The sequence below is a fragment of the Candidatus Anaeroferrophillus wilburensis genome (assembly GCA_016934315.1).
Taxonomy (GTDB): domain Bacteria; phylum Desulfobacterota; class Anaeroferrophillalia; order Anaeroferrophillales; family Anaeroferrophillaceae; genus Anaeroferrophillus; species Anaeroferrophillus wilburensis.
This window is the reverse complement of record JAFGSY010000004.1, coordinates 12,591-25,977: the sequence shown is the minus strand read 5'-3', so window position 1 is coordinate 25,977 and position 13,387 is coordinate 12,591. Positions and strand designations below refer to the sequence as shown.

At 52.5% G+C, this 13,387-nt stretch carries 13 protein-coding genes; 1 reads left to right on the top strand and 12 read right to left on the bottom strand.

The features are described 5' to 3' along the window. The first annotated feature begins 3 nt into the window (after nucleotides 1-3). Nucleotides 4-1,011, top strand: a complete 1,008-nt coding sequence (locus JXO50_00325) for a lysophospholipid acyltransferase family protein (GenBank protein ID MBN2331530.1) — start codon at nucleotides 4-6, stop codon at nucleotides 1,009-1,011. Here JXO50_00325 and yfcE read toward each other — a convergent pair. The 12 genes from yfcE to JXO50_00265 all read right to left on the bottom strand — a co-directional run bounded on the left by yfcE (nucleotide 982) and on the right by JXO50_00265 (nucleotide 13,386). Beyond that, nucleotides 982-1,545, bottom strand: coding sequence for a phosphodiesterase (gene yfcE, locus JXO50_00320; GenBank protein ID MBN2331529.1), 564 nt, complete (start codon nucleotides 1,543-1,545; stop codon nucleotides 982-984). The two genes, JXO50_00325 and yfcE, sit on opposite strands and share 30 nt — an antisense overlap. Before the next feature lie 156 nt (nucleotides 1,546-1,701). Further along, complete coding sequence (locus tag JXO50_00315) at nucleotides 1,702-2,559, bottom strand: alpha/beta fold hydrolase (GenBank protein MBN2331528.1); 858 nt, start codon at nucleotides 2,557-2,559, stop codon at nucleotides 1,702-1,704. Nucleotides 2,560-2,706: 147 nt separating this feature from the next. Continuing rightward, entirely contained in the window at nucleotides 2,707-3,912 is a 1,206-nt protein-coding gene (gene lpxB, locus JXO50_00310; protein ID MBN2331527.1) for a lipid-A-disaccharide synthase, read from the bottom strand. Beyond that, nucleotides 3,878-4,849: a Gfo/Idh/MocA family oxidoreductase gene (locus JXO50_00305; GenBank protein MBN2331526.1), complete on the bottom strand. Its 972-nt coding sequence runs from the start codon at nucleotides 4,847-4,849 to the stop codon at nucleotides 3,878-3,880. The genes lpxB and JXO50_00305 overlap by 35 nt, the downstream gene beginning before the upstream one ends. 22 nt (nucleotides 4,850-4,871) lie before the next feature. Further along, nucleotides 4,872-5,657 carry an acyl-ACP--UDP-N-acetylglucosamine O-acyltransferase gene (gene lpxA, locus JXO50_00300; protein ID MBN2331525.1) on the bottom strand — a complete coding sequence of 262 codons (786 nt, stop codon included), beginning with the start codon at nucleotides 5,655-5,657 and terminating at the stop codon, nucleotides 4,872-4,874. Nucleotides 5,658-5,698: 41 nt separating this feature from the next. Further along, nucleotides 5,699-6,136 carry a 3-hydroxyacyl-ACP dehydratase FabZ gene (gene fabZ, locus JXO50_00295; protein ID MBN2331524.1) on the bottom strand — a complete coding sequence of 146 codons (438 nt, stop codon included), beginning with the start codon at nucleotides 6,134-6,136 and terminating at the stop codon, nucleotides 5,699-5,701. After that, nucleotides 6,129-7,205, bottom strand: a complete 1,077-nt coding sequence (lpxD, locus tag JXO50_00290) for a UDP-3-O-(3-hydroxymyristoyl)glucosamine N-acyltransferase (protein ID MBN2331523.1) — start codon at nucleotides 7,203-7,205, stop codon at nucleotides 6,129-6,131. Before lpxD ends, fabZ begins: the two co-directional genes overlap by 8 nt. Nucleotides 7,206-7,214: 9 nt before the next feature. Further along, on the bottom strand, nucleotides 7,215-7,772 hold the full coding sequence (locus JXO50_00285) for an OmpH family outer membrane protein (protein ID MBN2331522.1): 558 nt from the start codon (nucleotides 7,770-7,772) through the stop codon (nucleotides 7,215-7,217). A 71-nt stretch (nucleotides 7,773-7,843) separates the two neighbouring features. After that, nucleotides 7,844-10,132, bottom strand: coding sequence for an outer membrane protein assembly factor BamA (gene bamA, locus JXO50_00280; GenBank protein MBN2331521.1), 2,289 nt, complete (start codon nucleotides 10,130-10,132; stop codon nucleotides 7,844-7,846). Continuing rightward, complete coding sequence (locus tag JXO50_00275; protein ID MBN2331520.1) at nucleotides 10,129-10,818, bottom strand: ABC transporter ATP-binding protein; 690 nt, start codon at nucleotides 10,816-10,818, stop codon at nucleotides 10,129-10,131. Before JXO50_00275 ends, bamA begins: the two co-directional genes overlap by 4 nt. A gap of 153 nt (nucleotides 10,819-10,971) precedes the next feature. Next, a complete protein-coding gene (locus JXO50_00270; protein MBN2331519.1) occupies nucleotides 10,972-12,144 on the bottom strand; it encodes a tetratricopeptide repeat protein in 1,173 nt (390 codons plus the stop codon). 3 nt (nucleotides 12,145-12,147) lie between these two features. Continuing rightward, complete coding sequence (locus JXO50_00265) at nucleotides 12,148-13,386, bottom strand: lipoprotein-releasing ABC transporter permease subunit (protein MBN2331518.1); 1,239 nt, start codon at nucleotides 13,384-13,386, stop codon at nucleotides 12,148-12,150. Nucleotide 13,387 lies beyond the last annotated feature (1 nt).

The window sequence follows — 13,387 nt, the reverse complement described above, 5'->3', positions numbered from 1 at the left end:
GTCATGTCTGACCACCGGCTCTTCCAACCTCGCTATTGGCCCATCTGGTTCGCCGTACCCTGCATTCTGGCATCAGGGCTGCTGCCTTTGCCGGTGCTCTGGGGCCTGGGAACTGCATTGGGACGCCTGGCCTATCACCTGGCCGGCAGTCGGCGGCGCATCGCCCGGCGGAACATCGAGCTGTGCTTTCCCGAACTTTCAGCCAAAGAGATCGACCAGCTGACAAAAAAACACTTCTCCTGTCTCGGACTGGGGTTGTTAACCACCGGCATGAACTGGGGAATCTCCCGCCGGCGTCTCAAAAAACTGGTCCACTTTTACAACCGCAGTTATTATGACCAGGCGTTGGCTGAAAAACGCAACATCATCCTCCTGGCACCCCATTTTCTCGGCCTTGAACTCGGGGGGCTGGCCATCGGCATGGAAAGGGAAGCGCTCAGTCTGTATAAAAAACTGCACAACCCGGTGGTTGACCACCTGGTACGCCGGGGACGTACCCATTTCGGCGGCGTATTGCTTGAGCGCAACGCCCCTTTACGACCCTTGATTCGCCTTTTGCGCCAGGGGTTGCCCTTTTATTATCTGCCGGACCAGAGCCCCGGCGGCCAGGGACTCTTTGTGCCGTTTTTCGGCATTCCGACCGCGACCTTCCCCATGCTCAGTCGTTTTGCCCAACTGGCTGACGCGGTGGTCATCCCCTGCTTCACCAGATTTATGCCCTATGGCCGGGGATTGGAAATCATTTTTGGCCCACCGCTTAATCCGTTCCCCACCGGTGACCTGCTGGCTGACACCACCTTGATGAATCAAACCATTGAAGAGGGCATTCGCCTGATGCCGGAACAGTATTTCTGGGTCCATCGACGCTTTAAGCGCCGGCCTGAAGGGGAGCCCCCCTTGTATGACCAACAGCTGCTGAAACGGAAAGTCAAGCGGAAGAAACATCCAAGGGTGGAAGCTGCAGGAAGCAACAAAAAAAATTCAGCGGGGGGAAAAGGTAAGGTGCTGTAACGATTCTCCGGTTTCCAGGTCAATAATGGCAACGGTACGCTGCAGGCTGTCCACCACTGCCACCGAACCGTTGATATGGTCCTTGGGCAGGGCTGCGGAACCGGGGTTGATATGGATCAGGGAATTTTCTTTTGCCAACCGGCGGATGTGGGAGTGGCCGGTAATCAGGAAATCCGCCTGGAATCGATGTCCCTGGCGCAACAAATCAGCCAGCCCCCCTGAATCCCCATGCATAACACAAAACCTCACCCCTTCCAGCTGGGCGAATACAACCGGCTGCAAAGGATAATTAAGCACTGTCTGATCCACATCAGAATCACAATTTCCCTTGGCTATGAGCATGGGCACCGGACTGCTGTTCAGCAGATCGGCAAGTTCACTGGTCTGATAGCCGAAAGGAAACGGGTTGCGTGAGCCATGATAAAGGACATCTCCGGCATGAAAAACAAAATCAACATCATTAAAAGGGCCGTTCACCGCTTGCTGCCAGGCAGATGCTGAGCCATGCGTATCACTGATAACCCCAATCTTCATCCTTCCACCCCTTCTATGAGAAAAGCATTAATGAGCTTTTCACCATCACCATAATTATAACCGGCAAAACGCAAATTGCAAGTCATAAAAATGACCCGGTCGTCAGCCAGCAGCGGAATAAAGGCACCATAATGATAATTGACTGATCATTGATCATCAGGGAAGATAGCCACGGATAATGCGGTAGACACCGGCACTCAATACCAGCCTGAAATGGCCAATCAGGGAAACGTGCAGCTGCTCACCCCCGGGGAAATCGGCATATTCATTGGGAATCACCAGTTCATCAAAGTCGGAAGCCAGGGAAACCCATTGCCGGGGATGTTCAGGACTGCCAAGTGAGTTCAATTGCTTTAAAAACGTAGAACCTGGACGCAGATCATGAGCTGCAGCACCAATACCAAGCGACCAGAGCATCGTTCCCCGATGGGGAGTGCCCAGGGTGATGATGCTTGTTACAGTGTAATCTTCAGCATACCGGGCGGCATACTGGCGGCAGATCAAGCCCCCCATACTGTGGCCAATAAGCACCAGCAACCCATTTCTGGGCACGACTGCCTTGACAAAATCACCGAGATCCCGCGCATGCCGGTCAATGGAGTGCATGATGTTTCCTGGTTCAAAAACCAGCACCTGGAAACCATCACGTTTCAACCGCTGCGAGAGTACCCACAAGGTCGTCCCATTCATCAGGTAGCCGGGAACCAGGACCACCACAGGCGATTCCTTCTTGCGCAGTAGGGAATGGCAGGGTTTTCTGCTTTTCAGCCAGAAATTTTTGGGAAAGCCGATCAGCCAGGCAACAACCATGTAAAAGCTGCTGGCCAACTCCATCACCAAGGCCAAAATCTGGGCAGCGGAAAGAGAGGCCGGCAGCCAGGCGGATGGTGACCGGCAAGGAAGCTGAAAGTCTGGCCGGTTGCTGATTTCCAGCCAGCGAACCAGATAGGCAAACAGACGGAAGACAAACACCAGCAGGACAAAGCTGGTAAAGAGAAACACTATACAGGCCATGGGATACCTTTGCAGATGTGGCAGCCATATCCGGCAGAAGCATACCCCATGGGAAACCACATCCCAGGATCAGCGATTGGCAACCCGGTTCGCTGGCCTCCTGAGCCAGCCGCTACCGACGCCGGCAGCACCATATAACGTAATCTCCTAGTGAGCCCCCGAAGGCAGGCAGCGAATAACCTCAGTTGCCGCCTTCCTGCTGCCACCGGCAGCGCCAAGTTTCTGCCGGACGCTCGCCAACGCCATGGCCATCTGCTCATAACGCTCCGGATCATCAATAATTGCCAGTGCGGTGCCAGCGATCGTCTGCCCCAGAACCTCAGATTGAATCAGCTCCGGAACCACTTCATTGCCGGCTACCAAATTCACCAAACTGATATGCGGTACAGAGATCAACCGCTTACCTATCTCGTACGAAAGCCTGCCAACCCGGTAGACAACCACCATTGGCACCCCGGCAAGGGCAGTTTCCAGGGTTGCAGTTCCCGAAGTAACCACGGCAAAAAAAACATGCTGCAGGCAGGTCGACAGCGGTTCACGAACCAAGGTCAACCATGTATCAGCATCTGGCGGCAGCAGGGCGGCAACCAGTTTTTTATCCATTGATGGCGCCAGGGGAAGGATAAACTGCTGTCCGGAGTGGGTTCTTCGGATCACCCGTGCCGCTTCCAGCATCTCCGGCAGCAGGCGGCGTACTTCCGTGGTTCGACTACCGGGCAACAAGGCAATAAAGGGCCTTTGGCGACGGGGCAGGAGCTGAAAATGGGCAAATTCATCCACCAACGGATGACCCACATAGGTCACCTCCACCCCGTAGCGCCGGTAAAATTCCTCTTCAAAGGGGAGAATAACCAGCATCCGGTCAACCAGCGACTGGATTTTCTTCACCCGCCCCCGGCGCCACGCCCAGACTTGGGGGCTGATATAGTAGACCAGAGGAAGATGAAGCTTTTTCACCTGCGGGGCGATAAGCTGGAGGTTGAAGTCGGGAAAGTCAATCAGAACAACCAGATTTGGCCGTTCCTGAGCCAGATAGGTTTTTATCGCCCGCCAGCCTTCATAGACAGCCGGCAAGCGGGCAATAACCTCGGTGATGCCGACGACAGCCAGCCGGGAAGAGGGAAATATCAGGGAAACGCCGGCGGCAGCCATTTGTGCACCACCGACCCCGTCCAGTTGTACATCGGGAAGGAGTTCCCTGATCGCCCTGGCCAGCCTGGCGCCATGAAAATCGCCTGAATCTTCGCCGGAAATGATACATATTTTCACTGCTGGATTGCGGTTCATACCTACTTGCCGCCCCCTGGTAAAATCGTGTTCACCCCGGCCATGAACCGGCAGTCTGCCCGGCAATCGCCTCCTTCACCAGAAAGGCCACTTCCAGTGCCGCCAGGCCATCCCTGCCGGAAACTACCGGTTGCTCATGATGGCGTACTGCGTGCAGAAATGATTCTATTTCCAGCATCAGGGAGTCAGAGTCGGGGAACTCCTCCTTATGGAGATCAATAGCCGGAATGGGAGCAGAATAATCAAACTCCTTTTTCGCACACTCAATGAGGGAAAAATTTCCCAAATCAAGTGAAAAGTAGGTATCCTGCTGGAACAGCCTGATTTTCCGTTCCCGCTGCACCGATACCCGGCTGGCGGTAAGATTACAGACTGCACCATTGGCGAAATGGATTCTGACGTTGGCAATATCCACCTGGTGGGACAACACGGGAACGCCAACGGCATAAATATCACGAATGGGGCTTTTGACCAGACTGAGAACCAGATCAATATCATGGATCATCAGGTCAAGGATGACATCAATATCAACACTGCGGAAGGTAAAAGGTGACAATCGATGAACTTCAAGAAAACGGGGAGCGGTAATCTTTTTTGCTGCGGCGGTGAACACCGGGTTGAAGCGCTCCAGATGACCGACCTGCAGAACCACCCGCCGGCTGTCAGCCATGGCAACGAGTTCCCTGGCTTCAGCTAGCGTAGCAGCAATGGGTTTTTCCAGCAGCACGTGGACACCGGCAGCTAAAAACCGGGAAGCCACCCGGCAATGATCAACGGTCGGCACCACCACCGATACCGCATCAACCTGGGAACACAACTCATCCAGATCCGCAAACACCCTGGCATGATACTGGCCGGCCAGCTCCGCGGCCCGCGGCTGATCGAGATCACTGATGCCAACCAGCTCAGCACCCGGCAGAGCAGCATATTTCTGCACATGGTAACGACCCAGGTGGCCAACACCAACAACGCCGACTTTGACAATTTTTTCGCTATCGGTCATTTTCCCTTTCCACGCCGGCACATTATGACTTTCGACAAATACCCCGTTCAGTACCACGAATAAAGTCCAACATATGGGTAATCTCCGGCAAGGGAGGCAGTTCGCTTTCCACCTGCGCCATCGCTTTGTTCAGATTCAACCCCGACGTCCGGAAAAGAATGCGAAAGGTTTTTTTCAAGGCTGAAATGGTTTCGCGGGAAAAACCCTGGCGCCGCAGGCCGATGAGATTTAAACCATAGAGGCGGGAGTGGTTGCCGGAAGCCATACAATAAGGCGGCACATCCTGACTGACCCCGGCCATACCGGCAATCATCGCATGACAACCAATGCGACAAAACTGATGAATAGCAGCCAAGCCGCCGATGATCGCCTGGTCTTCAATCAGAATATGGCCCGCCAGGGTCGCCCCGTTGGCCATAATAACCTGGTTGCCGATTTGGCAGTCATGGGCCACATGACAGTAGGCCATAAAAAAAGTGTTACTCCCAACCCTGGTAATTCCACCACCGGTTGGTGTTCCCCGACTGACGGTCACATACTCCCGGATGACTGTCTGGTCACCAATGGTCAACGCACTGTCACCACCCCGGTACTTAAGATCCTGGGGATCGGTACCTACCAGGGCATAGGGGTATATCCGACACCCGCTGCCGATGGTCGTTTGGCCGGCGATGGTAACGTGATGGTCAACAACCGTACCTTGACCGATGACCACTTCACCGTCAATAACGGTATACGGTCCGACGGTCACATCATCGGCAAGGGATGCCGCCGGTGAGATGATGGCCGTGGGATGAATTGTAGCCACAAAAACTCCTTACACAAAATATGAGAACAATGAAGCTGTTTTTAGGCAATACTGGCAATCATCTCAGCTTCGGCCATCAGTGTTTCCCCAACCTTGGCTTCACCATGAATTTTCCAGATTTTACCCCGGTGCTGGAGAATCCTTATTTCCAGTCTGAGAGAATCACCGGGAGTTACCGGCTTGCGAAAGCGCGCCTTATCAATACCGAGAAAATAGACTTTGGCATCCGTGTCGCTGCCCAACTCTATTCCCTCACTGTACAACGCCAGCAGACCGCCGGCCTGGGCCATGGCCTCAACAATCAACACCCCGGGCATCACCGGGTTGCCGGGAAAATGACCGACGAAAAACGGCTCATTGATGGTTACATTTTTCAAGGCGGTTATGGTTTTATCCGGCACCATCTCCAAAACCCGGTCAATGAGCAAAAAAGGGTAACGGTGCGGCAGGTAGCTCATGATCTTTACAATATCAATCATTGTCATCACCATCCATCAGGGATAGCCGTTGTTTCAATACGGCCATTTCGTGCTCGAGTTGACGCATTTTTTTTCGCATCTCCGGCAGTTTGGCATACAATCCTGCGGCTTTCAGCCAATCGCGGTGCGGCATCTGCGGCGACCCGGAAACCACCTCTCCGGGGGCAATATCCCGGCTGACTCCGGCCTGGGGACCAACGATGGCACTATCGCCAATGGTAACATGCCCGGTTATCCCGGCCTGGCCGGCCAGAATAACACTTCTGCCAATCTTGGTGCTGCCGGCAATGCCCACCTGGGCAACCAACAGGGAGTGTTCGCCGATCTCCACATTATGGGCAATATGGACCAGGTTGTCCGTCTTCACACCGTTGGCGATGCGGGTTACCGTCAACGCCGCCCGGTCAATGGTATTATTAGCCCCGAGTTCCACATCATCGCCGATTTCCACAATCCCCACCTGGGGAATTTTACGGTGCTGTTCGCCATCACGGGTAAAAGCATAGCCATCACTGCCAATGACAGTACCGGCATGAATCCGGCACCGTTGGCCGATGCGGCAGCCGTCATACATGGTCACATTGGGATAGAGAATGGAGCCGGCACCGACAACACAGCGATCACCAACCACCACACCTGGGCAGAGAACGACGCCGTCATGAATAATTGTTCCCTCACCGACATATGCCCCCGGAGCTACGAATACCTGTTCCCCCAGTTTGGCACTGGCGGCAACAAAAGCTCCCCTGGCTACCCCTGAACCGTAGACCTTGGGGGGGTAAAACAGTTCAAGAATGCAGATCATGGTCAGATCAGGGCGGGGAACAATGATCTGCGGCCGCCCGCACGCAGGGCACTGTTCCGCAACAATAACCACCCCGGCCCGGCATGCCGGCAGCAACGCAGCCAGCTTGCGGTCGTGGAAAAACGTTACATCCTGCGGCCCGGCCTCCTGCAGCGGGGCAATACCGGTAACCCGCCAACCGGGGTCGGCAGACAGCAGTTCCCCGTCGACATGGGCAGCGAGTTCAGCCAGGGTAACGGAAAAGTTTGTTTGCTTTGCCGGCACGTCATCTTCCTATTTTTTCGGTGCAGGCTGCTGTTTCCAGGCATTGTAGGCATCAATAACCTGCTGGGAAATATCAACCTTTTTGTCAGCATAGAAAATTGCACTCTCCTGCCGGCCAAGGATCATGGTATACTTGCCTTCCTGACCCACCTGGACCACAACCTTTTCCAGATCCTGGAGAATTGCCTTGGTCAGCTCTTCATAGGTCTTCTTCAGCTCTTCCTCAGAGTCGGCGACATACCGTTTAAAATCCCGCACCTCTTTCTGGTACTCAGCCTCTTTCTCTGCCCGGGCTTCCTTGCTGAGCATCATTCCCTGGCGTTCAAGTTCTTCCTTCACCTGATCAAGCTGATTTTTTTTCTCTTGAATCAACTTGCCCATCTCCGCCCGCTTTTTCTCCAGCGATTCCCGGGCCTGCTTCCCCTCTTCAGACAAAGCCATAACCTTCTGCAGATCAATATAGGCTATTTTCGTCACATGCTCATTATCAGTAGCACCGACGAAAGGACAAACAGTCAGGATAAAGCCCACTACCAGCATCACTGTCAATATCTTATGACGCACCATCTACCTACTCCTTTCAACTCCCCTGTTGATAAAAAAACCACCTTGATTATGTTTCAGCCAAGCTGAAACCTTTAGAAGAACGCCCCCACTGAAAAATCCCAGACATGATCCTTTTCATCATCTTCAGGACTCAGGTTGAAACCCCACTCGATGCGCAGCGGTCCCATGGGAGATTTCCAGCGAATCCCAAACCCGACACTATGGCGCAAATCAAAATCATACATCTCATTATCGTCATAGGCTTTGCCGGCATCATAAAAAATCAAGCCATTCAACCCCATACTTTTAACCAGAGGGAAAATCCATTCAACCCCGAGAATCAGCTCCTTGGTGCCGCCAATCACATCTCCCAGCCTGTCCTCAGGTCCCGCTTCACCGAAATCAAACCCCCGAACCGAATTCATGCCGCCGACATAAAATCGTTCATAAAGGGGCAGGTCTTCGCCGCCGTAACCATCAGCATAGCCCAGAATGCTGCGCAGGTGCAGGGCACTGTCCCAATGGAGGGGAAAGAACTTATGCGCTTCAAGAATAAACTTATAATACTGGTTGTCAAAGCCCAGCGGCCCTCCGGCCAATACTGCAGTACCTTTCAACCGGTAGCCGCGTCGGGGAAAGAAATAGTTGTCACGCTTGTCACGAATAAGGCTCAAAAAGACCTGGCTGGTGGTCGTCTTCCCCTCCTCGTCGCGGATATAATCAGAAGCATAATAATTGATGTTAAAGATATCCACCTTTTCCCAGCGGTAGCCGGCGCTCCAGCTGGTATACTCATCAATGGGTTTGCCGAAATGAACACTCATCCCCTGCTGCTTGGTATCATAGGCATCATACTCAATCTCCTCGTTGTAGATCGAGAATCCGGCCTGGAGAGGAATATCAAGGAAGTAGGGATCTGTCAGACTGATGCTATAACGGCTTCGACTGCCGGCAATTTCCATATTGAACGCCATGTCCCAGCCTTTGCCAAGAAAATTTTTCTTGGTGATGCCGGCCATGCCGATGATTGAGTCGACCGTGCTGTAACCAAGACCAACACTGAAGGAGCCGGTCTGCCCCTCGATAACACTGACCTCCACATCCATCAAATCATTGTCGGCCGGCTCGGTCTTGATATCCGCCTCGGAAAAAAACTGGGTATTGGTCAACCGCTCACGGCTTCGTTTCAACCGGGATGAACTGAACAGCTCTCCTTCGGCAAAGCGCAATTCCCGACGAATCACTTTATCCCTGGTTTTGTCATTGCCGTTGATCTCAATCCGGCCGAAACGAAACTGTTTACCCCGGTCGATGGCATAGGTAATATCCACCTTACGGCTTTCACCGTCAACCTTGGTCAGCGGGTTGACATCGACAAAAGCATATCCCTGATCAGCATAATAGGTAGTCAGCGTTTCGATATCATCATGCAGATTGAGGTTGCTGAAAACCTCCCCTTGTTTTCCCTTGAGAACCTTGAGAATTTTCTCCTTCATCTCCTGGGCGAGATCAGCGTCATCGATATCAATGGCACCGAGGGTGAAGATTTTCCCTTCCTCGACATCAAAATCAAGATAGATCCATTTTTTATTGTCGCTCAGGGTGATTTTCGGCTTGCTTATTTTTGCCTGAACATAGCCTTTGCTCAAATAATAGGATTTCAACATCCGGACATCCTGGTCCAGCATTTCCTGCTTCAAAATACCGGAGTCAGTAGCCCAGGTTAAAAAGAATGAATAGGTTTTTGTCTGGATCTCGCGCCGCAACCGCCAGTCGCTGAAAGCATCATTGCCATTAAACCTGATTTTTTTGATATAACTTTTACGCCCCTCGTTGATGGTAAAAACAACCTTTACCCGATTCTTGCCGGCAGCAACCGTTTTCGAACGCACAGTGACCGAGTAAAAGCCCTTGTCATGGTAGAAGGTGCGAATTTTCTCCTCACTTTCACTGATTCTCTCCTGGCTTAAGATGGCGAAGGTGCGGACGGTTATCTCTTTCAGCAGGTCCTTGCGTTTGATCTTCCGGTTGCCGTTGATATCAATTGAGGCAACCGAAGGTTTTTCCACGACGACGACAGCTACTTCAACCCGGCCGTTGACCGGCTTCAGATTCATGATAATATTGTCAAAAAAACCAAGCGCATAGATGACTTTCAAATCCGCATCGAGCTGAGCATCGGAGAACTGCTCTCCGGGACGGGTTTTCATCTTGTCAAGGATGGTATTTTTGGCAACTTTCTGATTCCCCAAGACCACGACATCGGCGACCACCAGACCATTATAGTCAACATCGGCAGCACCAGTGACACCCGGAATCAGCAGAAAAGCAAAAAAACAAAACAAACTGACACACGTGAACAACAGGGATCGACGAATCACTGAGTTGCATCCTTTCTCACCAACCCGTCTTCTAGATAGACAGTCCGACTCATAGATTCTGCCAGGCGCCGGCTGTGGGTCACCACCACCAGCGCCATGCCAAACTCATCGTTAAGTTCCAAAAGAAGCTTTTCCACTTCCAGGCTATTCCTCAAATCCAGGTTACCGGTCGGCTCATCTGCCAGAACCAGGACTGGGCGCAACACCAATGCCCGGGCCAGGGCCACCCGCTGCTGTTCACCACCAGATAGTTCCCCCGGCTTATGGTGCAGGCGCGGAGTCAGGCCCACCCGGGCAAGCATATCACCGGCCATGGTTGTCGCCGATTTTCGCGACACCCCCTGTACCAAGGGCGGAACCATAACATTCTCCAAAGCGGTAAATTCCGGCAAAAGATGATGAAATTGAAAGACAAAACCGATTTTGGCATTACGCCAGGAGGCAAGCTTCTCCGCCGTCCAGGAAAACACATCATGGCCGTCAAAGTACACCTGACCGCTACTGGGATGATCCAGGGTGCCCATGATCTGCAGAAGGGTCGTTTTGCCAGCCCCTGATTCGCCGCAAATGGCCAGCCGCTCTCCGGGAGCGACACCGATATCAACCCCCCGGAGTACGGGGACAAGAGCGCCGTCCAAAACAAATTCTTTGGTAAGCTTTTCAACTCTCAGCAGATTATCAGCCATGATCCCCACAATTTCTCTCAGGCATCAGCAGACAGGTGATTGGCTGAAGAAGATCGCACGAAGCCTTGAGAAGGCCCTGACGCTCCACCTGATCGCTGACCGTCCACTGCCCGGTAAGGATGTTCACCGGAAAACACACTATTGCGCTGAACATCAATGATGATAATGCTCTATCATCCGGATCATGGTATCCTGATTGCGCTGTTTGAGACGATCCATAACTTTACGCAGAAAATGGGGAAACTGCATGGCAATTTCATCCAGCAGGGTTCTGTCCATCGCCGCCAGCAGACCATCACTTTTAGCCACCACACTGGCAATTGCCAGACGCCCGGTAATCATTGATATTTCGCCAAAAAAATTACCCCTGCCGAGATCAGCCAGATGGACAGCATGCTCATTGGAGTGCAAATAGACCTCCACCTCGCCGACAAGAATAATATAGAGAGATTTGTTCTGCTGCCCTTCTCTGACGATAGTGTCACCCTTGACCATCGGCCGGATATGGAGCCGCGACACAATCTCTTTGCGCCGCTGGGCAGGAATGCGCTGAAAAAAGATCAAGGAGGCAAGCACCACATCAATCATTCGCTGGTGGTATCCTTCAATAATCTGCTGCTGCAACTGGGGAAACTGCTCTTCAATCACACTGAACTGCTCTTTTTTAATCGCCAGCAGCCGGCAGTCGGATACGGCCCGAACCGTTGCAACCCGGGGTCCGCCACCCAGGACACTCATTTCGCCGAAGAAATTTCCCGCCTTGAGGTGCATCGCCTCATAGTCCTGGTTATCAGAATCAGGACTGTAGACCTCGACCTCCCCTTCAAGAATGATATAGAGGGTATCGCCATATTCGCCCTGGGTGATAATGGCATCTCCGGTTTTGACCGGCAGGAGGGTTGAGATGGCGCTTAAACGCTCCAGTTCAGCCACCGAAATCTGTGGCAGAAAACCGGCATCAATAGGCTCCGGCTCAATCTCATTTTTCAGCAGATCACCAAGCTCAGCCGCTTCGGCACTAAGCCCTTTATAACTGTAGACCGTCGAGAGTACATCCTTGACTTTGAGGTTCCCTGGGTCATATCGAAGAATTAGCTTATAGACGGCGATAGCTTTATCAACCGACCCTTCACGGGAATCCCTTTCAGCTATTTTCATCAGCTGGGAGATGCCGGTATCCTGGTCGCCGCTCTGGATATAGGCCTCAGCCAGTTTTACCCGCAGATGAAAGCTGTCGGGATTCTTCTGGAGTTGATCCTGCAGGCGGCGAATGCGAGTAGAGAGATTTTCTCCCCTGTCCTTTTTTGCAAAAAACATGGCACTCATAAGCTACTCATATCGTAAGGCTTCAGCGGGCAGCATCTTGGATGCCCTGTATGATGGAAAAATAGTTGCTAAAAACGAAATCACCAGAGAGACCAGACAGATCAGAAACACATAAAACGGCTTCAGATTAACCGGCAAGGTGGTGATGTAGTATATGTCACTGGGGAGATTGATAAAATGATAGGTTTTCAACAGGTAGCAGATACCGATGCCGGCCAGCAGACCCATGGAGGTACCCACCAGACCGACAATCATCCCCTCCCAGATAAATATTCTCATGATCCGGCGGGAAGGCATCCCGAGGGCCTTGAGAATGGCAATATCCTTATGTTTCTCCATGACCACCATGAAGAGAGTAGAAATAATATTGAATGCAGCTACCAGAATAATAAGCATGAGAATGACAAACATCGTCACCCGCTCAAGTTTGAGGGCCGAGAACAGGTTGCGATTCATGTCCATCCAGTCGCGTGACCAGAAAGGGTAACCAAGGAGCTGCTGAATCTGTTCACCGACAGCCCGGGCCTGATACACATTATCAACCTGAACGGCAATACCTGATACCTTATCCTCCAGTCCAAACAGTCGCTGAGCGGCAGCCAGTTCGACATAAACCAGCGATGTATCATATTCGTACATCCCGGATGAGAAAATTCCCTCAACCTGGAACAGCTTCATCCGCGGCACCATCCCCAGCGGGGTTGGCGAACCGACAGGAGAGATTACCCTGACCAGGCCGCCCACCGAAACGCCAAGATTCTTAGCCAGTTCCACCCCGACAACAATGGCAGGATAGGCTTTTGCGGATGCAGCGGCATCATTGCCGCCATCCAGGAAGGAACCGGCAGTCAGATGCGATCGCAATGACATGCCCATGGGGTCCCGATCAGGGTCAATCCCCCTGAAAACCACCCCGCTTACCGTTCGGCCGTGGGCGATCATCACCTGATTGAGAATAAACGGGGCAACATCCTGAACCCCGGCAACGGTGGCTGCCTGCGCCATGACCTGGTGATAGTTGGCCACCGCCCCGCCATAACGCATGACCACCACGTGGGCATTATTCCCCAAAATCCTGCTTTTCAGCTCACTTTCAAAACCGCTCATAACCGCCATCACCACAATCAGGGCGGCCACGCCAACGGCAACCCCGCCAATGGAAATAAAGGTTATCAGGGAGATGAATATCTGCTTTCGCTTGGCAACCAAATACCGAAAAGCAATGAAAAACTCAAGAAACACC